The organism is Adlercreutzia sp. CNCM I-6216 (assembly GCF_977113345.1).
In genome coordinates this window covers 219,700-244,995 of record NZ_CDSBIE010000003.1, presented here as the reverse complement: position 1 = coordinate 244,995, position 25,296 = coordinate 219,700, and the positions used below count along the sequence as shown (strand labels likewise).

The following is a 25,296-nucleotide window of genomic DNA, read 5'->3' as shown; positions in this document are numbered from 1 at the left end:
CCGCGCCACCGTCCCGCAGGGGCACCGTCCTGCGAAGGTCGGCGTCCTGCGAGACGAATCTTGCGGCGATGGCAGGAGCCCGGGCGCAGCGCCTTTAGCTCGCGCGCGACGACCCGTAGGCGGCGTGCTTGCGGTTGCCGTAGGCGCTCCCCTTTCGCGCGCCCTTCTTCAGATCCTTCAGCACGTCTTCCTCGGACTTGTCCTCCACGGTACTCTTTAGCTTCACCACCTGATCGCGCAGACGCGCCGCCTCCTCGAAGTCCATGTCGCGGGACGCGGCGGCCATGTCGTCCTCCATGGACGAGATGAGCCGCAGGACCTCTTCGCGGGAAAGCTCTGCCAGCTCCTTATTCACCTGCTCGGCAGTGGTGCCCTCCACATCTTCCGTGATGAAGCCCATGATGTCGTTGATGGCCTTGCGGATAGTCTGGGGCTTGATACCATGCTCCTCGTTGTAGGCCATCTGGATGTCGCGGCGCCGGCGCGTCTCGTCGATAGCCCGGCGCATAGAATCGGTGATGCGATCGGCGTACATGATGACCTGGCCGGACACGTTGCGGGCCGCGCGCCCGATGGTCTGGATGAGCGAGCGGTGGTTGCGCAGGAAGCCCTCCTTGTCGGCATCCAGGATGGCCACAAGCGACACCTCGGGCAAGTCGAGCCCCTCTCGCAGAAGGTTGATGCCCACGAGCACGTCGAACTCGCCGCGGCGCAAGTCACGCAGGATCTCCGTGCGCTCCAGCGTGGCGATGTCCGAGTGCATGTAGCGGGCCTTCACGCCCTGATCCAGCAAATGGTCGGTCAAGTCCTCGGCCATCTTCTTCGTGAGCGTCGTGATGAGCACGCGCTCGTTGCGCGCCGCCCGCTCCTTCGCCTCGTCGATGATGTCGTCGATCTGGCTGGCGCTCGTGCGCACGACGATCTCCGGATCCAGAAGGCCCGTCGGACGGATGACCTGATCCACCTTCGCCTGGCTCACGCGCTCCTCGTAATCGCCCGGCGTGGCCGACACGTAGATGAACTGCGGGATGCGCTCCTCGAACTCGTCGAAGCGCAAGGGGCGGTTGTCCAGGCAGCTGGGCAGGCGAAAGCCGTGCTCGGCGAGGGTGATCTTGCGGGAGCGGTCGCCCTCGTGCATGCCGCGGATCTGCGGCACCGTGACGTGGGACTCGTCGATGATGCAGAGGAAGTCCTTCGGGAAGTAGTCGATGAGGGTGTAGGGCGGCTCGCCCGGCGCACGGCCGTCCAGATGGCGCGAGTAGTTCTCGATGCCGGAGCAAAATCCCATGGTCTCCAGCATCTCCAAGTCGTAGTTCACGCGCATCTCCAAGCGCTGGGCCTCGAGCAGCTTCCCCTCTTCCTTGAACTGCATGAGGCGCTCGCGTAGCTCGTCCTGAATCGTGCCGAGGGCCTTGTCCATCTTCGGCCGCGCCGTAACGTAGTGGGAAGCCGGCCAGATGGGCAGCGCCTCGTAGCTGTTCAGCACCTCGCCCGTGACCTGGTCAATCTCGTCGATGGACTCGATCTCGTCCCCCCAGAACTCGATGCGCACCGGGTGGTCGGCGTAGGGCGGGAACACGTCCAGCGCGTCGCCCCGCACGCGGAAGGTGCCGCGCTTCTGCTCGTAGTCGTTGCGGTCGTACTGGATATCGATGAGCTCATGGATGACCTCGTCGCGATCCATCTCCTTCTGCTTGTCGACGAACACTGCCATGCCGGCGTAGTCCATCGGTGAGCCGATGCCGTAGATGCAGCTCACCGACGCTACCACGATGACGTCCCGCCGCGAGAGCAGAGCCGAGGTGGCCGCATGGCGCAGCTTCTCCACCTCCTCGTTGATGGAGGCGTCCTTCTCGATGAAGGTGTCCGATGAGGGCACGTAGGCCTCGGGCTGGTAGTAGTCGTAGTAGGAGACGAAGTACACCACGGCGTTGTCGGGGAAGAACTCCTTCAGCTCGGCCGCCAGCTGGGCCGCGAGCGTCTTGTTCGGCGCCATGACGAGTGTGGGCTTCTGCACCGCTTCGATGGTTTTGGCCATGGTGAACGTCTTGCCCGAGCCGGTGACGCCCAAGAGCGTCTGGTAGCGCAGGCCCTCTTCCACGCCCTTCGCAAGCGCCGCGATGGCCTCGGGCTGATCCCCCGAGGGCTCGAAGGGCGAGACGACCTTAAACGGGGTGTTCGCCAGCCGCACCTCGGGCAGCTTCCCCGCCATTTCCATACCTTCTATATTGGAAAGATGAGTGGACACGCGCGTCCCTCCTCTCGCAGTAATTCTCTATAAGGAGAACAGTCTAGCACCTTCCGCAAGAAATGAACAGATGTTCGCTTAAAGTTCACAGCGCGACCGTGCTGTGGCGCCGGCACCCCTCCCCTAATGATGAGTGCTATACTCTGCAATCGCTGTTGACATCTCGTGACGTGAGGAGCTCATCGTGGCGAACGTGAAGAACGTGGCCCCCGGCGTCGGTCTGTGCGCCGCCATCGCCATCCCTTGCTGGTTTCTCGGCGAGGCGCTGCCCGTGGTGGGCGGCCCGGTGTTCGCCATCCTCATCGGCATGGTCATCGCCCTTTGGTGGAAGCAGCCCGCGCGCGGCACCGTGCAGGACGGCATCGCCTTCACGGCGAAGAAGGTGCTGCAGTACGCGGTCATCCTGCTGGGCTTCGGGCTGAACCTCGCCCAGATCGCGGCCGTAGGCGCCGAGAGCTTGCCTATCATCCTCACCACCATCGCCACGGCGCTCATCGTGGGCTATATCCTCTACCGCGTGCTGTCCGTGGATTCCGCCATCGCCACGCTCATCGCCGTGGGCTCGTCCATCTGCGGCGGGTCGGCCATCGCCGCCACGGCGCCGGTCATCCGCGCCAAGGACGAGCAGGTGGCCCAGGCCATCTCGGTCATCTTCCTGTTCAACGTGGTAGCGGCGCTCATCTTCCCCACCCTGGGAGGCATGCTCGGCATGTCCAACGAGGGCTTCGGCCTGTTCGCTGGCACTGCGGTGAACGATACCTCTTCCGTTACCGCCGCCGCAGCCGCCTGGGACGGCATGCACCCCGGCTCGAACGCGCTGGACGACGCCACCATCGTGAAGCTCACCCGTACGCTCGCCATCATCCCCATCACGCTCGCACTCGGCATCGTCATGGCCCGCAAGGAGAGCGCAGACGAGTCCGCCTCCAACGCTCAGGCAGCCTCCGAGCCCTCGTCGACGCGCCGCAAGGACCCGCTCGGCAACTTCTCTCTGAAGCGCGCCTTCCCGATGTTCATCCTGTTCTTCCTCGTGGCCAGCCTCATCACCACCATCGCCGTGGCCGCCGGCGCCGACGCGGCGGTGTTCGCGCCGCTGAAGACCCTAAGCAAGTTCTTCATCGTCATGGCCATGGCTGCCATCGGGCTGAACACCGACCTCGTGAAGCTCGTGAAGTCCGGCGCCAAGCCCCTCCTCATGGGCCTCATCTGCTGGATCTGCATCGCCGCTGCCAGCCTCGCCATGCAACATATGCTCGGACTGTGGTAAACCGAAAGCGGCCCCGAGGCGTTACGCCATCGAGGCCGCTTTTGCGCCCCTAAACAGCCAGCCGCAGCCTATCGTTTGCTCGCTAACAGGCTCTAGTCATAGGGATTACAATCCAAATCGCGCGGCCAATCATGGCATTCGAGGCAATAGTTGCTGGTCACCTCATTACCCCTAGCATGACATACATTGCATGACAGGTAGCCGCCATGAACTGAGTCGTGAGGATTGGAATCGCCATACGATTCGGTGCGCGCTGCAACGCTTTCATAGGTGCCGCCGTGGCAGCCCAGACAGGCATCGTCGGAAACGTAAGGATCATTTTGGCCAGAGGCCACGGACACCTGCTCCGTATTTGCCTGAGAATCGCCGGTTTCGGACAGGTTGGAACCCGTATTCTCAGCCGAGCAGGCAGCCAGCCCCAAGCAGGCCGTCAAGGCAACTCCGGCGATCATCGCAATAGTACGTTTGCTGTCGATTCTCATAGTTATTCTCCTTGAATGGCATGGCGGGCAGATACATAACCGAAAGTGGCCGCTCGACCGACGGAGGTGGCGGGAAGGTGGCGCGGATAGGTTCCCGAAAAGACTCCGCCCGAGGCATTGCCCGCGGCATAAAGACCTTCGATGGGCTCATCGTCCCAGTTCAACACACGGCACGATTCGTCGATGGTCAAGCCGCCGACCACGGTCAGTACCGTGCTGTTCGTCACGAGGCCGTAGTACGGGCCCTCCGCCAACGGCATGGCGGTTTCCAAGTTGCGGCGGAATTGCAAGTCCTTCTTCTCGGCCGAGGAGAAATAGGCGTTGTAGGTGTCAACGGTTTCCTGGAGAATTGCCGCATCCAGCCCCAGCTGTGGCGCCAAATCGGCCACCGTGTCAGCTTTGAACATCCAGCCCTTATCCATATACTGCTTGATGGTCTCATCTGCGGTGGGCTGCATGTCGGCCATGGCGTCAACCATACCCTGGTTCAAGATAATCCAGCACCCCTTGCCGCGACCAGGCTGCGCATTGATAGCATTGGACACGAAGTTCATCGGCAGCCCCTCGTTCACAAAGCGGACGCCACGTGAATTCACGGCGATGCCAAGCGAGGAGGTAAACCAAATGCCCGGGATGTCAAGGAACTGCGCAGGCGTACCGAAATTGAAGTTCATAACCGCATGGGGAATGGGATCCATTTGAGCGCCCAGCTGCAAACCCATCATGTGCCCATCGCCGGTGGGGCCAGTAGAGGGATCCCAGCAGCTTGAGGCGGCGTAATCCTCGGAGCGCGTCCACGCCTTCATCATATCGGGATTCGCTTCATAACCGCCCGTGCATAGCACGACGCCCTTGGTCGCCTCAACTGCGTAGTAGCCGTCGGCATCCTTCGCGACAGCGCCTGTCACACGGCCCGACGCATCTTGGACCAGCTGCACACCTGCGGTATTAAAGCGAAGATCGATATGGAGTTCGTTCTGCATTACAGCGGTGAGGGCATCCATGACGATAGGACCGAAAATCCAGCTCGTCCAGTTATAGTCCTCGGGAACGGCGAATTTGTGCTCACCCTGAATCACCTGGATGCCATAGCCCGTCTCTGGCTGAGTGGTGTTGTAAATCTTGATATCACGGCCCGCTTTATCTAACGAGTCCTGCATAAAATCGATTGCCTCGCCAGAGTTGTTCACGAACGACCATACTACATCGGGTCGGGCGCGCCAGTAGGAAGCTCGCAGAATCTCTTCCACATACTGAGCCGGATCAACGACGTTGCCCGTCTCGGCCTGCATGCGGCTTCCGCAGCCGCCCACGCTCTCCCACGTATTGCGGCCCTTGCTCATCTTTTCAAGCACTACCACGTTGGCACCCAGCTCGGCGCCCTTCAGCGCGGCCATCGTGCCCGAAATGCCGCCGCCGATCACCAGCAGATCGCACTGATCGGTGTGAGTTATCTCGTCTGCGCCGATTTCCCGGGACTCGAAGCCCACAGGACCCGCAACGACATCCCATTCAGCCCCATAAGCGGGCATAAGGTTGACGTTCTCTCCGTAAATCTCAATCAGCTCGTTACCCACAGTCGCCGCGGACTCTTCCGCATAGGCCGCGTCGGCTGATCCTGTTGCAGCGGCAACAGCAGTCGCCGTGCACAACCCGCCGGCTGCCAAGCCCGCAAGGCCAACGCCCCGCAGGAACCCTCGACGGGAAATCCCCTGATTTCCCTGCGCATCCATCGTGCTTTTCGATGCACCCATCGCCATCTCCCTTCACTTCTGAACTCACTTTCGTCAAGCGACGGGAGCATTCTGCTGGCTGCACCCTATGCGGAGTCAAGGACTTTTTAGCGCACAAGAGGGGAGAAGACATAGTAGTACTGCACGGCATCGCTTCCATCAGCGCGCAGAGGGAGATTTGCGTACAGGAGCTGCGTGTAAATATTGCCAGTTAACTCCGAGCCTTCCCGGGACAAAGCGGACGACACCATGTCGAGGACACGAACGTATAACGGCTCGTTAAAAGGCATCGTTCCCTTATCGCGTTCGGAAGATTCAGAGAATATCCCATCAACCCGGATCACCAAGGCTACCGCCTTGAACGAGGGCACGAAGCGCACATGAGGGCTAGCCAAGTCGACGTAATCGGCAAAACGAGTTGGAACAGAAAAGCCGCTCCGCGGAAGGTCGGGCGACGGCTCCGCCCCATCTCTCAACCCCTCGACATGATAATGAGGCGTATAGCGGACAAAGGGGATTTCGCGGGACCAGGTGCGCACCAAACGCTGCTGCTCCGAAGAGGCCTTGGTCCAAGCGCTTTCCAGATAGAAAAACGACGGAATGTCGATCACTTCATACGCCTCTAGTAGGTATGGAACCTTCGCCAAGAGCGCCCTATCGCGATCGAGAGATTCAATCAGATCAGAAGCCCGCCGACGCTCCTCCGCCAAAGGGCTTACGCGCTGGCCCAATTCGCAATCCATAGATGTTAAATCACCTGCAAGGATAACCTCTACGGATTCTTTCATCGAGATGCCGTAAGAGCCTAATAGGCGCGCCGTGAGTAGGCACAGCATGTTCTCGAAATGAAATCCCCGATAGTTGTTCTGCCCGCGGGCCCATGGATCTTTCGGCAGATACTTCTCGTAGAGACGAATAGTGCTGGGAGCTACCCCGAGAACCGCACAGAGTTCCTTTGTCGTTATCACATTCCCCTCCTTCAACAAAGACGCCCCATTCAGCATACACCCTGCACCCTATGCCGAGTTGAGAGGTTTTCCAGAAAAGAGAGTGCCCATTTCTCTTCTCCTATCGTTATAACGTGTTATAATTATCTGAACTGATTGGAGGCATTATGGCAACGGCAACACTTACCAAGGTCGGCAACAGCATGGCCGTCCTCCTTCCCAAGGCACTTCGACAAGAGGCAGCTATAGACCAGGATACCCCCCTGCGACTTGCCTCACCTCGCAAGGGTGTGGTAGTCATTACCTCCATGCTCGACGACGAAGAGGATAGACTTGCTCGCCTACGACGCGTCGAAGCACGCATCGCTGCCCGACGCAATAAGATAAAACCCTGGCCGGAAGGGCTTACCGCTGACGACTTGATTGCGCAGGCAAAGGAGGAGCGCTATCGTGACTTCCTTGCTCTTTGACACCAACGCCCTCATCTACTGGATACATCCCGATTCATCTTTTCACGAGGAAGCGCTCTGCCTTGTGGAGGAGGCATACATCAATCGAAGCACAATATGCGCTCTCTCCTCCTCTCTGAATGATGTTTACTACATCCTCTGTCGCCACTATATGACGGAAGAAGAGGCGCGTGAATCGTTGCGGGACATCGTCGACACCTTCGACCTTATCGATCTCACCGGGCTTTTCGTGCACGAATCCATCGACTCCGACGAACCCGACTACGAAGACGGCCTCATCCGCGTCGCCGCAGAGGAACTTCAGGTAGAAGCTATCATCAGTTACGACAAAGCCGCCTTCAAGAACTCATTCGTTCCGAAGATGACGGCCCAAGAGGCACTTGTTGCTTTCTTCCAAACAGAAAAAGGTCCCGAGGATTGATTTCTCGGGACCCCATTGATTGATTCTAAGTCTAGCAGGTGGCTCTTACAGCTCCTTCTTATACTCGTTCCACCAGGCCAGGACCTCGTTGCGCAGCTCCTCGGGTGTGCCGTCGTTGTTGAAGACCACGTCCGACGCCTCGATGCGGTCGGCATCGGTGATCTGGCGAGCGATGCGGGCGCGCACGTCCTCCTCTGGGAACCCGGAGGCCACGGCACGCTCGATGCGGGTCTCCAGCGGCGCGAGCACCGCCATGACCACGTCGGCGCCGTAGGCCAGCGAGCTCTGGCGGTTGCGGAACACCGAGTACTCCACCACCACGGCAGGCTTGCCCTCGGCCTCGAAGCCGTCGATGAGGTCGGTGTAGCGCTCCTCGATGCGGGGCATCGTGATGGTGTTCAGCTTGCGCGTGGCGGCCGGCGTCGCGAAGGCCTTGGCGGCCAGGGCGCTGCGCACCACTTCCCCGTTCTCATCGAAGATGTCATCGCCGAACGCTCCGCGCAAATCGTCCTTCACCGTGTCCCACATGAGCACCTCGTGCCCCACCTGATCGAGATCGATCCAAGCCAGGCCCTCGTCGGTGAGCGCCTTGCGCGCCGTGGACTTGCCGGCGCCCATGCCGCCGATGAGAAACAGCTTCTTCATGCGAACCTCCTCCAAAACCGCGCACCTTCGCGCGATCATACCCAAGTAATTCAACGGAACCATCATACACGAGAAAGGCCGCTCCGAAGAGCGGCCTTTGAAAAGTCACTGGTCGTTCGCAGTCGCACGAACCCGCAGAGGCTACTCGGCGTCGACGGTCTCCACCTCGACGACCTCGGCCTCGGCCGGAGCCTCGTCCTTCTTGCGGCGGGCCGGCTTCTCCTCGGCCTGCACCGACTCGTCCACGTCGATCTCGAAGCCGAGCTCCTCGGCGGCGGCCTTCATGGACAGGGAGATGCGGCGGCGCTCCGGGTTGATCTCCATGACCTTCACCTTCACATCGTCGCCCGCATGCACGACCTGCGCCGGGGTATCGATGTGGCGGCCGGCCATCTCGGAGATGTGCACCAGGCCCTCGATGGAGTCGCCCAGCTCGACGAAGGCGCCGAAGGGCACGATCTTGGTGACCTTGCCGTCGACGATGGTGCCCACCGGGTAGTTCTCCACCAGCTGGATCCACGGGTCGGGCGTGGTCTGCTTGAGACCGAGGGAGATGCGCTCGCGCTGCAGATCGACGTCGAGCACCTCGACCTCCACCTCGTCGCCCACCTTGACGACCTCGGAGGGATGGTTGACATGGTTCCAAGACAGCTCGGAGATGTGCACCAGGCCGTCGATGCCGCCCAGATCCACGAAGGCGCCGAAGTCCACGATGGAGGACACGTTGCCCTTGAGGCGCATGCCCTTGGAGAGCTTGGAGAGGATCTCGGCGCGCTCGTTCTTGCGGCCCTCCTCCAAGAGAACGCGGCGAGACAGCACGACGTTGTTGCGGTTGCGGTCCATCTCGATGACGCGGGCCTCGATCTCGGTGCCCAGGTAGGCGTCCAGATCCTTCACGCGGCGCAGGTCCACGAGAGAGGCCGGAAGGAAGCCGCGCAGGCCGATGTCCAGGATAAGACCGCCCTTGACCACCTCGATGACCTCGCCGGTGACCACTTCGCCGGCCTTGAACTTCTCCTCGACGGAAATCCAGGCACGCTCGTACTCGGCGCGCTTCTTGGAGAGGATGAGGCGGCCGTCCTTGTCCTCCTTCTGGAGAACCAGAGCCTCGATCTTGTCGCCCAGGCTCACGATGTCGGACGGATCGGCATCCTTGCGGATGGACAGCTCGCGGGCCGGGATGACGCCCTCGCTCTTGAAGCCGATGTCCACCAGCACCTCGTCGTGCTCCAGCTTGACGACGGTACCGTCGACGAGATCGCCCTCGTCGAACTCGGTCAGCGTGCCGTCGATCATCTCGTTCATCTGCTCATCGGAGATGTCGGAGAAGTCGATCACGGAGGTGTTCTTGATTTCGGTCAAAACGGACCCCTTTCAAAAACTAAATCAGGGACCCTTCGTCATGATGGTTGATACGTACCATGTTCGCTTGCAGAAGCAAGGATCGCGGTGCAACAAACATGTCTCGGGGGCCAACAGATACTTACACTTGCCGCCTATCGGCAAGCCCGCCCAGTATAGCACCGCTCGCGCGCGCTTCATTGTGAATTTTCCCCGAGTGCCGACATTTTTCGCAGCGCGCCCACAAGGCGGCCAAGAAGAGCCCTCAGCGCGTCGAAGGCGCCCTACGAAAGCAGCAGCACGTCCTTCCGGGCGCGCGCCTCGCTACGCACCTCATCGGTAAACCCGCCTATACTGAAGAGGACATAGACGGGCGGGCCGCCAAAGCGCCGAAAAGAGGGGTCGTCCAGGGCCTTTCGAGCCTGCTCTTCCAAGTGCCTCAGCACATTGGCGCCCACGGGCCTCGCCCAGAACTTGCACTCGCCGAACACCGCTCGGCCCTCTTCGGCGCCCAGCCCCACAACGTCCAGCTCCACATCGCGTGCGCCCCACCAAGCGCCCACCCGCTCGGGCATGAAGGGGAGCGCCCCTTCCGCGCCCGCATCCCACAGGCGGTCGCGGCACACGTCCTCGTACACGTAGGCGACCTGCCCGTCGACGAAGTTGTTCCTGATCGTCTTCAGCGCCTCCGCCCGCCGCCCCGTCTCCAACAGCCCCATCTGGGGAAAGACGAAGCGGAACCAGAAGCGCAGGTAGTTGTCCTTGATGCGGTAGAGGCCCTTCTTGCTCTTCTCGGGGTTCTCCTCCGTCACGGGCACCACGCGCTCCAGCACATCGAGCCGCTCGAGCACTTTCAGGTACTTCGACAGCCCCGTCTGCCTCACGTTCAGCGCCGCGGCGATCTCCCCGCTCTTGCGGTTGCCCGCCGCCACCGCCTTCAAAATGGAGAAATAGGTTCCCACCTCGCTCACCTCCTTCGACAGAAGGAAGTTCGGCTCGTCGTACAGATAGCTGCTGGAGTTCAAAACGCTCTTCTCGATGCCGCGGTACACATCGTCCACGCCCCTGAAGCTCTCGATGTACTTGGGGACGCCGCCCGTGACGCTGTAGAGCTCGACCAGTTCGCGGCGCCCGATCTCCTTCGAGAAGAAATCCCGGTAGAACCGAAAGGGAATCTGCTTCATGCGAACCTGCGCGGTGCGCCTCCCGTAGAGGGGGCTGCTATAGGAGAGCACCTGGCTTTCCATGAGCGAGATGAGCGAGCCGCACAGGATGACCATCACGTTGCGCTTGGAAAGCATCGTGTCCCAGATGCGCTGGAAGACGGAGGGGAACGCCGGGTTCGCCTTGCCGAGGTACTGGAACTCGTCCAGCGCGACGACGAGGCGCTCGCCGTCGCTCGTCAGACGGTCGAAGAGAACGTCCCAGTTGTCGACAGACACCTGGCCGAGCAGCTCGTCGCCCGTGAACGCGGCCACCTGTTTCTGGAAGGCCGCGCGGTTCTGTTCCTCCGACTCCTCCGTCGCCAGGAAGTACAGCGCGCGCTTGTCGCGGACGAACTCGGTGATGAGCGCCGTCTTCCCGATGCGGCGCCGGCCGTAGATGACCACCATGGCCGCCTGGTGGTCGGCGAACTGCTCCTCCAAGGCGGCGAGTTCTTCAGTGCGATCGACGAACGCGTCCACAATTGCCCCTTTCTCTCCCATGCTTCGTTGGAGGGATATTATACTTCAAAGTATTATACTTCAAAGTATAATCTGATGCACGTCCAGCTCACGCAGGGCCTCCTCGCCCTATTCTTTACTTTCCGCATCATCTTTCGTGAGCGCAGACGTTGCGCTAGAATGAGAGGATGCGTTTGCGTCCGGTCGGCTTCATCGGGATAAGGCTCAGCCATGGAATTGACTCTTTCGGTGTTCCTCTCGCAGGCAGGAAATCATCCGATCCTGCTCGGCATTCTGGCGCTGGTCATCGGCGTGACCATCATCTCGGGCGCCACCGACGCCCCCAACGCCATCGCCAGCGCGGTCTCCACCCGCTGCCTCACCCCCGGCGCCGCCCTCGCGCTCGCTGCCGTGTTCAACTTCGTGGGGCTGGTGGGCATGACCTACATCTCCACGGCCGTGGCCCACACCATGTTCAACATGGTCGATTTCTCCGGCAACACCCACCAGGCGCTACTCGCGCTCATAGCCGCCATGATAGGCTCCATCGGCTGGGGCGTCTTCTGTTGGTTCTGGGGCATTCCCGCCAGCAAGTCCCACTCGCTCATCGCCGGCGTCACCGGCGGGGCCATCGCGCTGAACGGGCTTGCCGGCGTCGTGCTCTCCGAGTGGATGCTCGTCATCTACGGCATGGTGTTCTCGCTGGTGGGCGGCTTCATCCTCGGTATGACCACCACCAAGATCATCGAGTTTCTCTTCTCCGGCGTCAACCGCCAGCGCGGCAACAAGGTGTGCATGGTGCTGCAGGACATCTGCGCCTGCGCGCTGTCGTTCCTCCACGGCGCCCAGGACGGGCAGAAGTTCATGTCCATCGGGCTTTTGGGCATCGCGCTCGCCTTCGGCATGGAGACGAGCGGCGCCACCGACTTCCCCCTGTGGCTCATGATCATCTGCTCAGCGGCCATGTCGCTGGGCACGCTTCTCGGCGGCAAGCGCATCATCAAGTCCGTGGCCATGGACATGGTGTCGCTGGAGAAGTACCAGGGCGTGGCGGCCTCCCTCTCCACGGTGATCACGCTGTTCGTGGCATCCATGACCGGCATGCCCGTCTCCACTTCCCACTGCTCCACCGCCTCCATCATGGGCGTAGGCGCCTCGAAGAGCTTCCGCCGCGTGAACTGGGGCGTCGCCCGCCGTATGGTGTGGGCCTGGGTGCTCACCTTCCCCTGCTGCGGATTTATCGGCTGGGCCTTGGCCAAGCTGTTCATGATGCTGTAGAAAAGGGCCCGGACATGAGTCCGGGCCCTTGGGTGAACCGCAGCTGGGATCGCCTTACGCTTCCTCAGCGGCTTTTGCTTGGGCCTCGCGGATGGCCTTGGTCATCTGATCCACGCAGGAGGTAGAGCGCCGCCCGCAGGTGTGGCCCTCCATCATGGCGACGATGTCGTCGACGTTCTGGCCAGCCACCAGCTTGGAGATGGCCTTCAAGTTGCCGTCGCAGCCGCCGGTGAACTGGACGCTCTTGATGGTGTCGCCGTCCAGTTCCACATCGATCTGACGGGAGCAGACGCCGCGGGGAATGTAGGTGTGCATGTCGGTTCCTTTCTCGCACCTTGTTTCGGCGAGATTGTACCGCATTGTGGCCTACACCGCCGTCGCGCCGCGCTCGCCGGTGCGGATGCGCACCACTTCCTCCACAGGCGCCACGAAGATCTTGCCGTCGCCCACCTCGCCGGTGCGGGCGGCGCCCACGATGGTGTCCACCAGCGCGTCCACCGCGTCGTCTTCCACCACTACCTCGAATTTCACCTTCGGCACCATGTTCAGCATCACTTCGGTGCCGCGCACGTACTCGCTCCAGCCGTGCTGGGCGCCGCAGCCGTGCACCTGCGAGATGGTCATGCCCTTCACATCGGCGGCGAACAGGGCATCCTTCAGCGGCTCCATCTTCTCGGGCCGCACAATAGCCGTTACTCGTTTCATAGCCGCAACTCCTTTCTCAATCGCTCCGCCGTGCTAGTCCAGACCCAGGTAGACCGGATAGGCCGACTCGCCATGGACGGCCACATCGAGCCCAGCCGCCTCATCCTCGGCGCTCACCCGCAAGCTGCCCTTGAAGCAGGCCTTGATGATAAGCCCCAGCACTACGTCCGCGATGGCCACGAAGGCGATGGTCACCAGGATGCCCAGCACCTGCGAGCCCAGAAGCGACCAGTCGCCGGTGTACAGAAGGCCGCCGTGCTCGGTCCAGGAGAGCCCGGGCACGCAGAACAGACCCGTGAGGATGCCGCCCACGATGCCGCCGACGCAGTGGCAGCCGAAGGCGTCCAGCGCGTCATCGTAGCCGAGGCGCCGCTTGGCCTGGGAAATGGCCGCGTACACGATGGGGCTCACGATAAGTCCCATGACGATCGCCGCCCAGGGCTCCACGAACCCTGCCGCCGGGGTGATGGCCACAAGGCCGGCCACCAGGCCCGTCGCCGCGCCGACGAGCGTGCACTTCCCCACTGTGATGCGCTCGGTGATCATCCAGGAAAGCACGCCGGCGGCGCTCGCGGCCACGGTGTTCAGCAGCGCGAGACCCGCCACGCCATCGGCGGCGAACTCGCTGCCAGCGTTGAAACCGAACCAGCCGAACCACAGAAGCGCCGCGCCCAGGGCCACAAAGGGCACATTGTGCGGGCGGTAAGACAGCACCGCAAACCCTTTGCGCCGCCCCAGCATAAGGCAGAGGATGAGCCCGGTGAGGCCCGAGGAGATGTGCACCACATCGCCGCCGGCGAAGTCCAGGGCCCCGATCATGTCGCCAATGAGCGAGCCGTCACCGCCCCACACCATATGGGCGAGCGGCGCGTACACCACGACGACCCACACGGCCACGAACGCGCATACGGCGCCGAACTTCATGCGTCCAGCTACAGCACCGGTGATGATGGCGCAGGTGATCATGGCGAAGGCCATCTGGAAGACGATGTCGATAATGGCCGGATAGCCCGCCGCTAACTCGGGGTCGTTGGCCAGCGCTCCTTGGCCGGACAGCACCGCGAAGGCGTCAGGTGTGCCTTCGGCCTCGGCCACCATGTCGTTCACGGCGCTCAGGCACCCGATCTGGTCGAGGCCGCCGAAAAACGGCAACGAGCCGTCGCCGCCGTAGGCGAACGACCAACCGCAAACGACCCACATAACCCCAACGATGCCGAGCACGCCGAACACCATCACCATGGTGTTCACGACGTTCTTGCGACGGGAGAGACCTCCATAGAAGAAGGCGAGTCCGGGCGTCATGAGCAGCACCAGCATGGCGCAGACGAGCATGAACCCAGTGGAACCGGTGTCAATCATCGCGATCAACCCCTTTCACAGTTCGCGGGCCCTCGGCGAAAAGAGGTCGGGAGGCGCCGCGCGCCGCACCGCGCGGGCCTCCCCACCCCTTGTCGCCCAAGATGCCCAACGGCAAGGACACCCCGATTGTTCCACGGCACCTGGTGACCTGCGCGCTCAACGATGATTGTTAACCCCCTCAAAAATAAGTGTTAACACTGGCGACCATTCCTTGTTACTGGGCGGAAACAAATGCCCGCGCGTCCCGTCACAGATCGCCGAAGCATTACAATGGCAGCGTTGCCTTTACAAAGAATCGGCGCGATTTGGTCACAAAATCGAGTTCTGGGTTTTTGCAGACCTCAAGACGACATAAGAGCAAGAGGAATATATCGCTAAACGATATACTACACAAAGTCGCAACCGTTAATTGGGTCGTATCGCCCATAAAGAAAACCCAGAACTCGATTTTGTGACCACTTTTTCGAAAAGTTTTGTCACAACGCGGAAGGATGCACTCATGAGCGTTACATTTCGACAGGTCGAGCGCGACGAAGAGGTCGAGGCCCTGGCCCATATGGCCTACCATATTTGGAACGAGTACTGGCCGGCCATCATCGGCCAAGCGCAGACCGACTACATGGTGGAGAAGTTCCAGAGCCTGAATGCCTTCCGCACCGACATTGCCGACAATGGCTACGAGTACTTCTTCATCATGCAGCACGAGGACGAGACGCCCCACGAGCTGGGCGCGGCGACGCACGGCGCCGACATCCACGACCAGGGCGACACCGTAGCCGGCCGCGTCAACGACGACGTGGAATCCGACCGCGACGACGAGTTGGCCCACGACACCGAGGACTTCGCCCGCACGGCCGCCGTCCCCCGCATCGTCGGCTACACCGGAGGGCACGTGGAGACGGACACGAACCGCTTCTTCATCTCGAAGATCTACCTGCTGAAGGAGCACCGCGGCGAGGGCCTGTGCTCGGCCACCATCCGCTTCTACGAGCGCCTCGCCCGCGAGCGCGGTCTGGATGCCCTCTATCTCACAGTGAACAAGCGCAACGAGATGGCCATCCGCGCCTACAAGGCGAAGGGCTTCGAGGTCATCGACGCCGCGGAAACCGACATCGGCGACGGCTACATCATGGACGACTACATCATGGAGAAGAAGCTGCAGTAGCTGGCCCCGCGAGTCAGCCTCCATAGGGGCGACCTCGGTCGCCCCTCCCAATCAGAAAACAAAGTACTGCGGAATTCTCTTGATCCGCAATGCCTATTCGTCGACAAGAAACCGCGCCACATAATCTGCCGGAGCGATTGAGCGCACCTTTGATCGAGCAAACGCCGTAACGTCTCGCGTGACGATGAAATCAACGCGGGCGTTCTCGGCGCAGGCGCGCACTAAACCGTCTTCGAAATCAGGCTCGTCGGAATCTGCAGCCTGACGACAGAGGGCGTAATCGACTGAGCAGATAATGAAATCGTCCATCACAGCCTTGATGTAGGTTCGCGCGTCCTTCTCCCCCATGGCTTTGGAGAGGATGTAGTACAGATCTTTGAGCGACGTGGCGCAAACATATGCGACGACCTCTTCATAGGCCACGGCCTCGGCGATGGCGGCGGCTGCATCGAACCCCTCCGGCCGTGCCAAGGCGAGGTCGAGCATAACGTTGGTATCGAGAAGCACCTTACTACTCATAGCGGCTCGCAACGAGATCGCGAATCTCTTGGTCACTCAGGCGAGCGATGTCGCTACCCTGATGCTTCTTCGCAAGGCTCAGCATCATGGCCACACCGCCTTTTTTCTTCGAGTGCACACGCGTATCGGGGAGCGCCCCCGTCTCGCAAATGTAATCGACGAGGACACCGCTGCAGTATTGCCCAAAGGACAAGCCGTACTCTTGTCGTGCCAGGGCGTCGGCAAGAAGGATCTTCTCGGCATCGGCCCGTCCCGAAAACGTCTTCGTCGCCATAGCAACCTCCATTCGCTAGCCTCACTGTACCTCATCCTAAGGAATTTGTAAACAAGTACACAGAGCAGTGTATCGTATTTGGGACTCTATAGCACGAGGCGCCCGTCCTACCGCACGAAAAGAAGGACGCGCATCCGTGACGGGTGCGCGTCCTTTCTCGAACAGCTGGCATCGCCCCTGGGGAGGGAAGGAACGGGCGAGCCAGACGGATTCGGCTATCGGAGGAGGCCTACGCCCATCCTTCGAGTGCGCCGCCTCCACGGCTCGCGACGATTTGAATCGACTTGTCGACTTGCGCTATTGCTCGACTGCCTACCAGGGAAAGAAGCAGGTGTTTTGGCTGAACGAAGCGCGTTGGCTGTGAGGTTCGATTAACCTAGCGCCTCGCGCACCGTAGCGGCGATGCCTTCGGCATTCAGGCCGAGGTCGGCGAAGAGTTGGGGCACGGGACCCTGGCCGATGAAGCGGTCGGGGATGCCCAGCGTGACGGCAGGCGTCGTGGCACCCTGGCGGGCCAGCACCTCCAGCACGCCCTCGCCGGCGCCTCCCGCGATGACGCCCTCCTCCACCGTGACCACCAAACGGCAGGCCGCCGCCGCAGCGATGGCCTCCGCATCCAGCGGCTTCACCCAGCGCATGTCCACCACGCGGCACTCGATGCCCTCGGCGGACAGCAGCTCGGCGGCGGCGCGGACTTGGCCCACCATGCGACCGAAGGCGAGCAGGGCCACGTCGCCCCCCTCGCGCACCGTGCGGGACTTCCCCACTTCCAGAACTTCCGGCACATCCGGCAACGGCGCACCCTCGGCCTCGCCGCGCGGGTAGCGCAGCGACACGGGGCCCTCCAAAACCAGCGCCGTATGCAGCGCGTGCACGAGCTCCGCCTCGTCGGAGGGCGCGAGCACCCGCATGTTCGGCACCATGCGCGTGTACACCATGTCGAAGACGCCGTGGTGCGTAGGCCCGTCATCGCCCACCAGGCCCGCGCGATCGAAAGCGAACACCACATTCGCCTCCGGCAGGGCCACATCGATGATCATCTGATCCACAGCCCGCTGCATGAAGGTGGAGTACAGCGCCACCACGGGCTTCTTGCCACCCGACGAGAGGCCGGCCGCCATGCCCACCGCCTGCTCCTCGGCGATGCCCACGTCCACAAAGCGCGAGGGGAACTCCGCCGCGAAGGTCTTCAGCCCCGTGCCGCCGGTCATGGCCGCCGTGATGGCCACCACGTCCGCATCGTTGGCCGCCTCGTCGGCGAGCGCCGCACCGAAGACCTCGGTGTAGCTGGGGGCGCGCCCGGGCTTCTTCAACGCGCGGCCCGTGGCAATATCGTAGGGGCCGGTGCCGTGGAACGCCTCGGGATCGCGGCGGGCGGGCTCGTAGCCCTCCCCCTTCCGCGTGACCACGTGCACGAGCGCCGGGCCGTCCATTTCCAGCACGAGCGACAAAACGTCGCGCAGCTCGGCGATGTTGTGGCCGTCGATGGGAGCGGTGCACACGATGCCGAGCGATTCGTAGATCATGGTATGGGGAATCACCATCTGCTTGAGGGATTCCTTCATGTTCTTGCCGAAGCCAAGCAGACCGCGGGCCGCAGGGCCGCCCTGCTCCATGGCCGCCTGCAGGCCCTCGCGCGCCTCGCGGTAGTGGCTGTTGGCGCGGATGTTGCCCAGATGCTTCATGAGGGCGCCCACGTTGCGCGAGATGGACATTTCGTTGTCGTTCAAGATGACGACGAGCGGCAACTGCTCGTTGCCCATGTAGTTCAGCGCCTCGAAGGCCATGCCGCCGGCGAGCGACGCGTCCCCGATGAGGGCCACCACCTTCTCGTCGGTGCCCTTCAACTGCCGCGCCTTTGCGAGGCCCGTGGCGATGGAGAGCGAGTCGGACGCATGACCCGACGGGTGCACGTCGTAGGGGCTCTCCGATGGCTTGGTGAAGCCGGAAAGGCCGCCGTAGGTGCGCAGCGTTTTGAACGCCTCGCGTCGGCCGGTGAGCAGCTTGTGAGCGTAGGCCTGGTGCCCCACGTCGAACACCACGCGGTCGCGCGGCATGTCGAGCAGGCTCTCCAAGGCCACGATGATGTCCACGGCGCCCAAAGACGACGCCACATGTCCCCCGGTGACCGAGGTGGTGGCGACGATCTCCTGGCGGATCTCGCGGGCTAAAATGGCCAGCTCCTCGTTATCGAGCACCTTCAAATCGGCCGGCGAGCTGATAGCATCGAGTATGCGCGGGACATCCATGGGCGGTTTCCTTTAGGCCTCGCGGGGCATGTCGGTTGAACCCGTAGGGGTAGCGCTTGCGCCGCCCTCCTCGACCGTCGTTTCCTCTTCCGTCGCCAGAAACGCGTCCAAGTCCTGCTCGGACAAATCGCACGCGGAAAGGCCCAGCTTCACGGCCTCCTCGTACAGCTTCAAGGCGTCGTCCAGCGAGATGTCCTCGGCGGACACCTCGTCAACGATCTCGGAAAGGCGCTCGTGCACGTCCTCGAAGGTGCGACCCTGCTCGTCGGCCATGGCGCCTACACCCCCACCTGCACGCAAGCAGCGGCGCCCGAGGCGCCCACCAGGGCATCCACCGGGCCGGCGGCGGCAATGTCGGCTCCGACCGCATCAGCCGCGACCGCGCCATCGCCTTCCATAGAACGCGCGATGCGCCCCAGCACACCGTTCACGAAGCGCGGCGAGTCGTCCTCGCCGCCGAAGCCCTTGGCCAGCTCCACCGCCTCGTTGATGGAGACCGACACCGGCACGTCGTCGCAGTGGAACATCTCGAAGACGGCCAAGCGCAGGATGGAACGGTCCACGATGGGCATGCGGGAGAGCGCCCAGTTCTCGGACGCCGCTTCAATACGCTCATCTACCTGGGCCTGGTTCGCCTCCACGCCGTGGATGAGCGCCAGGGCGTAATCGGTCAGCGTCCCCTCCTCGATGCGGCCGAACGCGCCCGCCTCGGCAGCATCGGCCTCATCGGCGGGAGCCTCGCGTGCCACCAGGCACAGCCCGCAGTCGAGCAGCTCGCTGGGCGATTTCCCCGTCAGCTCGCTCGTGTACAGCACCTGCACCGCGCTGATGCGGTCGCGGGTGCGCTCGTGGATTCTCGGAGCCATACCGCGCGCCACCTACGCCTTGAACTGGAGGCCGTCGATGTACACGTCCACCGAGGACACCTCCACGCCGGCCTGGGTGGCCAGCGCCTCGGCGATGGCGCTGCGCAGCTGCGCCGCCAGCTCGGGCAGCACATAGCCGTAGTAGACTTCCACGTGCACCGCCACGGAAAGCTTGCTGTCGTCGCCCATCTTGGTCTCGATGCCGGAGGTGGAGGGCTTGCTCGCCAGCATAGAGCGGATGCCGCTCGTGGCGAAGGAGCCCAGCGAGGCCACACCGTCCACCTCGCTGGCGGCCACGGAGATGATGGTCTCCATGACCCCCGGGGCGATGGAAAGGCCCTCGACGTTCATCTGGTCTGTCATAGTACGTCTCCCATCTGGGTTTCGATAAAGTCGGTTGTCGCGTCACCGGCCAAGAATACCTCGTTATCGAGCACGCGTTTGTGGAATGGGATAGTTGTTGCAATTCCTTCAATAACGAACTCGTCCAAGGCGCGCTTGGCGCGGGCGACGGCCTCGGCGCGATCCTGGCCGTGCACGACCACCTTGGCCACGAGCGAGTCGTAGTAGGGCGAGATGCGGGAACCGGGGCGCAGGTAGGTCTCCACGCGCACGCCGGGGCCCGCCGGGGGCTCGAAGCGCGTGACGGTGCCGGGGCACGGGCGGAAGCCGTGCTCGGGATCCTCGGCGTTGATGCGCAGCTCGATGGCGTGGCCCGAAGGCGAGAACGGGGCGCGGCCCGCGCAGCTCATGGGCTCACCGGCGGCGATGCGCAGCTGCTCCTTGATGATGTCGGTGCCGGTGATCTCCTCGGTGACCGGGTGCTCCACCTGCACGCGGGTGTTCATCTCCATGAAGTAGAACTGGCCGCGCTCGTCCAGCAGAAACTCGATGGTGCCGGCGTTGCGATAGTCCACGGCGCGCACGGCCTTCAGGGCCGCCTTCATCATGTCGCGGCGCAGGTTCTCGGAAAGCGCTGGCGAGGGGGCCTCTTCCAGAAGCTTCTGGTGGCGGCGCTGGATGGAGCAGTCGCGCTCGCAGAGCGCCACGGCGTTGCCATGGTCGTCGGCGAGCACCTGCACCTCCACGTGGCGCGGACGCAGCACGAGCTTTTCCAGGTACACCCCGTCGTTGCCGAAGGCGGCGCCAGCCTCGGTGCGGGCAGCCTTGTACTGGGCCGCGAGGTCGGCCGGATCGTGCACCTCGCGCATGCCCTTGCCGCCGCCGCCGGCCGTGGCCTTGATGAGCACCGGGTAGCCCACCTTCTCGGCGAAGGCCGCAGCCTCTTCCACGGTATCCAGGCAGCCGTCGGAGCCGGGCACCGTGGGCACGCCGCACATCTTCATGGTCTCGCGGGCGGACGACTTGTCGCCCATGCGGTCGATGCACTCCGGGGCGGGGCCGATGAACACGAGGTCGTTGTCGGCGCAGGCGCGGGCGAACTCCGCGTTCTCGGCCAAAAAGCCGTAGCCGGGGTGAATCGCCTCGGCACCGGTGTTCTTCGCCGCGGCAATGATGGAGGCCATGACCAGATAGCTCTTGTTCGACTGGGCAGGACCGATGCAGACGGCCTCGTCGGCGTAGCGCACCGGATAGGTGTCGGCGTCCTCCGTGGAGTACACGGCCACCGTCTTCACGCCCAGCTCGCGGGCGGCGCGCATGATGCGCAGCGCCACCTCGCCGCGGTTGGCAACTAGAATTTTCTCGAACATGCTTGTCTCCTACGCGCCCGGCGTGGGGTCGTGGGGCTCCACGTAGAAGAGCACGGTGCCGTACTCCACCGGCGTGGCGTCGGACAGGCACACCTCGCGCACGGTGCCCATCTCCTCGGCGGCGATCTCATTCATGAGCTTCATGGCCTCCACGATGCACAGCGTCTCGCCGGCGGCCACCTCGTCGCCCACCTTCACGAAGGGCGGCTCGCCCGGGGCCGGGGCCTCGTAGTAGGTGCCCACCATGGGAGCCACCACCGGCTTCCATGTGGCCGGACGATCGCTCGCCGGCTCCTCGGCGGCCGGCGCGGGCACGGCGGCAACGGGAGCCGCCTGGGCCTGCGGAGCGGCGGGCACGGCAGCGGCCGGAGTACCCTGACCCGGCATGCGGACAGCGATGCGCATGCCCTCTTCCTCTACGACGATCTCCCCGACGCCGCTCTCCTCGGCAACGCGAACCAGCTCGCGAATCTGATTGATGTCCACGTAATCGTCCTCCTTGGTGGCGCTGGACTCCTGCTCCAGCATGAAATCGACTTTCTCGGATACCCGGTGCTTGCTCAAATAGGTGCGGGCCTCGTTGGGGAACAGGGCGTACATGAGCACGTCCTCCTCGCTTTGGGCCAAATCGCCAATCTCGGCGGCGCACTCGTCGTAGGTGGTGGTCACCAGCGTGCCGGGGGCGATCTTCGGATCCAAGATCTCGGCATCGCCGGCCACCTTCGCCACGATTTCCTTGTCCATGTTGCCCGGCGCCTTGCCGTAGTAGCCGCACACATAGTCCTTCATCTCCTTGGAGATGACGCTCCAGCGCTTGCCCGTCAGCACGTTGAACACCGCCTGGGTGCCCACGATCTGGGACATCGGCGTCACGAGCGGCGGATAGCCCACCTCGGCGCGCACCTTCGGAATCTCGGCCATCACCTCGGGCAGACGGTGCGCGGCCTTCTGCACCTCCAGCTGGCTGATGAGGTTGCTCATCATGCCGCCGGGCACCTGGTGCGAGTACACCTGCATATGAATGAGCGAGGACACGCCGCGCTTGTAGTGGCCGCGCTTGCGCATCTCCTCCCAGTACTCGGAGATCTCGAACAGCAGATCGAGGTCGAGGTCGGTGTCGTAGCGGCTCTCCTTCAGAGCGGCCACGATCATCTCCACCGCCGGATGCGAGTTGCCGAACGCGAGCGGAGCATGAGCCGTGTCGGCCACGGCCACGCCCGCCTCGGCGGCCTTCAGGATGTTGGCCGGGGCCATGCCGCCGACATAGTGGCAGTGGATGTGCACCGGCAGGCCGATTTCCTCGTTGAACGCCTTCACCATGCGCTCGGCGCGATAGGGCGTGAGCATGCCGGCCATATCCTTGATGGCGATGGTGTCGGCGCCCAGATCCTTCAGCTGCTGGCCGTATTCCAAGTAGGAGTCCAGCGTGTGCACCGGCGAGATCGTGTAGGAGATGGCGCCCTCGAACAGACCGCCGCACTCCTTGATGGCCTCGGCGTTGTCCACGACGTTGCGGATGTCGTTCAGCGCGTCGAACACGCGGAAGACCTCGACGCCGTTGCGATGCGCCGCGTTGATGAAGCGGTGCACGATCTCCTTGGAGTAGTGCTTGTAGCCGACGAGGTTCTGCCCGCGCGAGAGCATGGCGAGCGGCGTGTTGGGCGTGTTCGCCTTGATGGCGCGCAGACGCTCCCAGGGGTTCTCGTCCAAAAAGCGCAGGCAGGAGTCGAACGTCGCCCCGCCCCACGCCTCGATGGCCCAGTAGCCGACGCGGTCCATCTTCGGCAGGATCGGCAGCATGTCGCCGATCTGCATACGGGTGGCCCAGAGGCTCTGCTGACCGTCGCGGATGGTCGTGTCCATGATCTGAAGCCGTGGCATGAACTCACACCTCCTTATACACAGGTTAGTCAAAGATCAAGTTTCGGATTATAGGGGAAGCCTACCACGGCCCTGCGCCGCGCCGTCCGATTTGCCGACAAGAAACATCAACGAAGCGGCGGGAGGGGCGAACGCGGCCGAAGGGTTGCGCAGGGGGCGGCATCGGCAATCCTTAATCCAAGCGCTCCCTTCGCTCAACCACCGCAGTTCAACCACCGCAAGCCTCAAAAACCAGAGACGCCTTCTGCCCGCTTGGCATTTTTCGGAAATAGATGGGAGTTTCGAGCGCCATCGGGAAATAGATGGGAGTCTCGAGCGCCAAAACCGCCTCTCTCGTAAGCAAAACGCTCCGAGAAGTACGCAAAACTCCCAACAACTTCCGATTCTCCCGTCCCGGCTGCGCGAAACTCCCAACAACTTCCGATTCTCGCGATCCTCTTCCGCAATATCCCGGAATCGCCCTCTCGACATCCCCGCCACCTTAAATCCAACCCCTTCGATAATCCGCATCCGAATCAACGATCAGGGCCTTTCCCATCACGAAACAAGAAGGAGTTGTGATAGCTCCTCAGCTGCTTGCGAAGCCGCATGTGCCGATCCAAATGGCCGGCCCCTCTTTTCTTCTTAGGTTTGCCCATTCTCGCTGACAGCTGATCAAGGAGCTCAGCGCATTGGAATACATTGCCGAGCTGAGAGCCCGTCATGGTGACCAGATCATAGCCCGCCAGCAGAAGCGCGTCCTTTCGCCGCGCATCGCGGCTGACCCTATCGTCTGTCCCGTGGAACCTCTTACCGTCATACTCCAAAATCAGGCGCTCTTCGGGCCAGAGAATATCGCACACCGCACGCCGACACCCGCAGGCTCGCTGGATGCTCTCGGAGAAGTCAATGGGCTCGTTCAGGCGACCGCGCCGCAAACCCAAACCACCTTCGCGCGAAGAAATAAACGCCAAGGCTGCAAGCTCGGTTTCCATAGGGGGATGCCGACTTCGCCATAACATGCCGCACGGCACGTCTGGCCAACTGAACGCCATCGTGGTTGCGGGCGCGCGCAACGAAGGCCGACAGGCGGCTCGGCGTCGTCAACGGCGAGCGCACCAAAGACGACGACAGCTCGTCGGAAAGCGGGTAGCAGCCGCACAGTTCGAACCCGAGCGCGACCAGCTCTCCAAACGCAAGCGCCTTGGCCATCTGAAGGAACAAGAGCTCGGGCGAGCTGACGAGAACGCTTGGCGCGACCTTGACGAACGACCCGCGAGGGAAGGCGACCGTTGTTCGATGCTTCTTAACTACCGGCGTGTCTCTGGCTCCCTGCGAACCCTCGACAAGCACGTGCACAGGCGCTGAACAAACGTCAATGCCCGCATCGCGTAAGCAGTCGATAACGTCCTCATCGCGGAAAGCGCATTGACGGAGAGACGGAACGAAAAGGACGGGAAACGAAGGCGTATGCCCAGTCTCGCCTGGCCGCATGTCGTGAAACACCCGCAGCGCGAGCGGGTGAGAAGAAGACCACCAGCGCCAGAACTGAAGAGCCGATATGTAACCGAGGTAAAGCTTCATGGCGCACCACAATAAACGGAATTGTCGCGGAATAAAGCTGGCGGGATCGCCTCGACAAAACCAACATTCATGAGCGTATAAGTCCTGGTCATAGGATAGAAATGCGACTCTATTACGGCTTGCGGAAGACACGCTCTCCATAAGCCCCCATGACAGCCCCGCCGCATAGGAGCGCCTCGCGTTTTCCACCGCATCCGACACGCCAAGTTTTCCACCGCGCTTGCTGAGCCGCGCTTCCATCGCATTCAACAACCGTTTTTCGCTGCGTCCCCTCCCCGCCCAACCTTTCGCTCTCCTTTCGCCTTCATCTCGTCGCCAACCGATCCGGCAGCATGATGCCCTTCCATATTTGCCGCCCCCCTTTCTTTCGACTCTCACCCAAAAACTCCTCCTCCCGCCCCATTACCTTCCATCCCCCTCCTTTATCGCTTCCCTCCTCCCCGCTTTCCTACCCCGCCCCCATCAGGCTAAACGCGAAGTTTACCCCGCTGGGGTAATAGCTTTTCG

General features: G+C 62.5%; 24 protein-coding genes. 5 read left to right on the top strand and 19 right to left on the bottom strand.

Annotated features, from left to right (window positions below):
• Nucleotides 1-94: 94 nt before the first annotated feature.
• Nucleotides 95-2,212 (bottom strand): excinuclease ABC subunit UvrB, encoded by a 2,118-nt coding sequence (uvrB, locus tag ACYVRU_RS04605; RefSeq protein ID WP_181815561.1) that lies wholly within the window; start codon nt 2,210-2,212, stop codon nt 95-97.
• Between the two features lie 220 nt (nt 2,213-2,432).
• Between uvrB and ACYVRU_RS04600 the strand changes: the two genes are divergently transcribed.
• Nucleotides 2,433-3,515 (top strand): YeiH family protein, encoded by a 1,083-nt coding sequence (locus ACYVRU_RS04600; RefSeq protein ID WP_114549052.1) that lies wholly within the window; start codon nt 2,433-2,435, stop codon nt 3,513-3,515.
• Between the two features lie 92 nt (nt 3,516-3,607).
• Here the strand turns inward: ACYVRU_RS04600 and ACYVRU_RS04595 are convergent, their stop codons facing one another.
• The 3 genes from ACYVRU_RS04595 to ACYVRU_RS04585 all read right to left on the bottom strand — a co-directional run bounded on the left by ACYVRU_RS04595 (nt 3,608) and on the right by ACYVRU_RS04585 (nt 6,698).
• Nucleotides 3,608-3,997 carry a cytochrome c3 family protein gene (locus tag ACYVRU_RS04595; RefSeq protein WP_114549053.1) on the bottom strand — a complete coding sequence of 130 codons (390 nt, stop codon included), beginning with the start codon at nt 3,995-3,997 and terminating at the stop codon, nt 3,608-3,610.
• 2 nt (nt 3,998-3,999) lie between these two features.
• Nucleotides 4,000-5,751, bottom strand: a complete 1,752-nt coding sequence (locus tag ACYVRU_RS04590; protein WP_181815562.1) for an FAD-dependent oxidoreductase — start codon at nt 5,749-5,751, stop codon at nt 4,000-4,002.
• 86 nt (nt 5,752-5,837) lie between these two features.
• The gene (locus ACYVRU_RS04585) at nt 5,838-6,698 is read right to left on the bottom strand and encodes a MerR family transcriptional regulator (RefSeq protein WP_114549055.1); all 861 of its coding nucleotides are present in this window, start codon (nt 6,696-6,698) and stop codon (nt 5,838-5,840) included.
• Between the two features lie 146 nt (nt 6,699-6,844).
• On the opposite strand from ACYVRU_RS04585, the gene ACYVRU_RS04580 reads away from it, so the two are divergent.
• A complete protein-coding gene (locus ACYVRU_RS04580) occupies nt 6,845-7,147 on the top strand; it encodes an AbrB/MazE/SpoVT family DNA-binding domain-containing protein (RefSeq protein ID WP_114549056.1) in 303 nt (100 codons plus the stop codon).
• A complete protein-coding gene (locus ACYVRU_RS04575; protein WP_114549057.1) occupies nt 7,128-7,568 on the top strand; it encodes a type II toxin-antitoxin system VapC family toxin in 441 nt (146 codons plus the stop codon). The genes ACYVRU_RS04580 and ACYVRU_RS04575 overlap by 20 nt, the downstream gene beginning before the upstream one ends.
• Nucleotides 7,569-7,613: 45 nt before the next feature.
• Here the strand turns inward: ACYVRU_RS04575 and coaE are convergent, their stop codons facing one another.
• From coaE to ACYVRU_RS04560, 3 genes are all read right to left on the bottom strand, one after another.
• On the bottom strand, nt 7,614-8,213 hold the full coding sequence (gene coaE / locus ACYVRU_RS04570) for a dephospho-CoA kinase (protein WP_461185759.1): 600 nt from the start codon (nt 8,211-8,213) through the stop codon (nt 7,614-7,616).
• A 141-nt stretch (nt 8,214-8,354) separates the two neighbouring features.
• The gene (gene rpsA / locus ACYVRU_RS04565; protein WP_302233621.1) at nt 8,355-9,575 is read right to left on the bottom strand and encodes a 30S ribosomal protein S1; all 1,221 of its coding nucleotides are present in this window, start codon (nt 9,573-9,575) and stop codon (nt 8,355-8,357) included.
• Between the two features lie 263 nt (nt 9,576-9,838).
• Entirely contained in the window at nt 9,839-11,239 is a 1,401-nt protein-coding gene (locus ACYVRU_RS04560; RefSeq protein ID WP_198161046.1) for an ATP-binding protein, read from the bottom strand.
• A gap of 210 nt (nt 11,240-11,449) precedes the next feature.
• On the opposite strand from ACYVRU_RS04560, the gene ACYVRU_RS04555 reads away from it, so the two are divergent.
• On the top strand, nt 11,450-12,496 hold the full coding sequence (locus ACYVRU_RS04555) for an inorganic phosphate transporter (RefSeq protein ID WP_114539882.1): 1,047 nt from the start codon (nt 11,450-11,452) through the stop codon (nt 12,494-12,496).
• 54 nt (nt 12,497-12,550) lie between these two features.
• Here the strand turns inward: ACYVRU_RS04555 and ACYVRU_RS04550 are convergent, their stop codons facing one another.
• The 3 genes from ACYVRU_RS04550 to ACYVRU_RS04540 are packed head-to-tail and all read right to left on the bottom strand — an operon-like array spanning nt 12,551 to nt 14,560.
• Nucleotides 12,551-12,811: a TIGR03905 family TSCPD domain-containing protein gene (locus ACYVRU_RS04550; RefSeq protein ID WP_114539883.1), complete on the bottom strand. Its 261-nt coding sequence runs from the start codon at nt 12,809-12,811 to the stop codon at nt 12,551-12,553.
• Between the two features lie 51 nt (nt 12,812-12,862).
• Nucleotides 12,863-13,201 (bottom strand): P-II family nitrogen regulator, encoded by a 339-nt coding sequence (locus tag ACYVRU_RS04545; RefSeq protein WP_114539884.1) that lies wholly within the window; start codon nt 13,199-13,201, stop codon nt 12,863-12,865.
• A 33-nt stretch (nt 13,202-13,234) separates the two neighbouring features.
• Nucleotides 13,235-14,560, bottom strand: coding sequence for an ammonium transporter (locus ACYVRU_RS04540; protein WP_461185758.1), 1,326 nt, complete (start codon nt 14,558-14,560; stop codon nt 13,235-13,237).
• A 499-nt stretch (nt 14,561-15,059) separates the two neighbouring features.
• Here ACYVRU_RS04540 and ACYVRU_RS04535 point away from each other — a divergent pair, with 499 nt between their 5' ends.
• The gene (locus ACYVRU_RS04535; RefSeq protein ID WP_227070055.1) at nt 15,060-15,725 is read left to right on the top strand and encodes a GNAT family N-acetyltransferase; all 666 of its coding nucleotides are present in this window, start codon (nt 15,060-15,062) and stop codon (nt 15,723-15,725) included.
• A gap of 93 nt (nt 15,726-15,818) precedes the next feature.
• Here ACYVRU_RS04535 and ACYVRU_RS04530 read toward each other — a convergent pair whose 3' ends face one another.
• From ACYVRU_RS04530 to ACYVRU_RS04490, 9 genes are all read right to left on the bottom strand, one after another.
• Nucleotides 15,819-16,244 carry a PIN domain-containing protein gene (locus ACYVRU_RS04530; protein ID WP_114539886.1) on the bottom strand — a complete coding sequence of 142 codons (426 nt, stop codon included), beginning with the start codon at nt 16,242-16,244 and terminating at the stop codon, nt 15,819-15,821.
• Nucleotides 16,237-16,518 (bottom strand): hypothetical protein, encoded by a 282-nt coding sequence (locus ACYVRU_RS04525; protein WP_114549065.1) that lies wholly within the window; start codon nt 16,516-16,518, stop codon nt 16,237-16,239. The genes ACYVRU_RS04530 and ACYVRU_RS04525 overlap by 8 nt, the downstream gene beginning before the upstream one ends.
• Nucleotides 16,519-16,889: 371 nt before the next feature.
• Nucleotides 16,890-18,767, bottom strand: a complete 1,878-nt coding sequence (dxs, locus tag ACYVRU_RS04520) for a 1-deoxy-D-xylulose-5-phosphate synthase (RefSeq protein ID WP_114539888.1) — start codon at nt 18,765-18,767, stop codon at nt 16,890-16,892.
• Between the two features lie 12 nt (nt 18,768-18,779).
• Nucleotides 18,780-19,040 carry an exodeoxyribonuclease VII small subunit gene (gene xseB, locus ACYVRU_RS04515; protein ID WP_114539889.1) on the bottom strand — a complete coding sequence of 87 codons (261 nt, stop codon included), beginning with the start codon at nt 19,038-19,040 and terminating at the stop codon, nt 18,780-18,782.
• Nucleotides 19,041-19,045: 5 nt separating this feature from the next.
• Nucleotides 19,046-19,633, bottom strand: coding sequence for a transcription antitermination factor NusB (gene nusB / locus ACYVRU_RS04510; RefSeq protein ID WP_114539903.1), 588 nt, complete (start codon nt 19,631-19,633; stop codon nt 19,046-19,048).
• Between the two features lie 12 nt (nt 19,634-19,645).
• Nucleotides 19,646-19,996, bottom strand: coding sequence for an Asp23/Gls24 family envelope stress response protein (locus ACYVRU_RS04505; RefSeq protein ID WP_114539890.1), 351 nt, complete (start codon nt 19,994-19,996; stop codon nt 19,646-19,648).
• Nucleotides 19,993-21,345: an acetyl-CoA carboxylase biotin carboxylase subunit gene (gene accC / locus ACYVRU_RS04500; protein ID WP_114539891.1), complete on the bottom strand. Its 1,353-nt coding sequence runs from the start codon at nt 21,343-21,345 to the stop codon at nt 19,993-19,995. The genes ACYVRU_RS04505 and accC overlap by 4 nt, the downstream gene beginning before the upstream one ends.
• A gap of 9 nt (nt 21,346-21,354) precedes the next feature.
• Nucleotides 21,355-23,226, bottom strand: a complete 1,872-nt coding sequence (accB, locus tag ACYVRU_RS04495) for an acetyl-CoA carboxylase biotin carboxyl carrier protein (RefSeq protein ID WP_443613109.1) — start codon at nt 23,224-23,226, stop codon at nt 21,355-21,357.
• An 885-nt stretch (nt 23,227-24,111) separates the two neighbouring features.
• The gene (locus ACYVRU_RS04490) at nt 24,112-25,167 is read right to left on the bottom strand and encodes a hypothetical protein (protein WP_417177151.1); all 1,056 of its coding nucleotides are present in this window, start codon (nt 25,165-25,167) and stop codon (nt 24,112-24,114) included.
• Between the last annotated feature and the right edge of the window lie 129 nt (nt 25,168-25,296).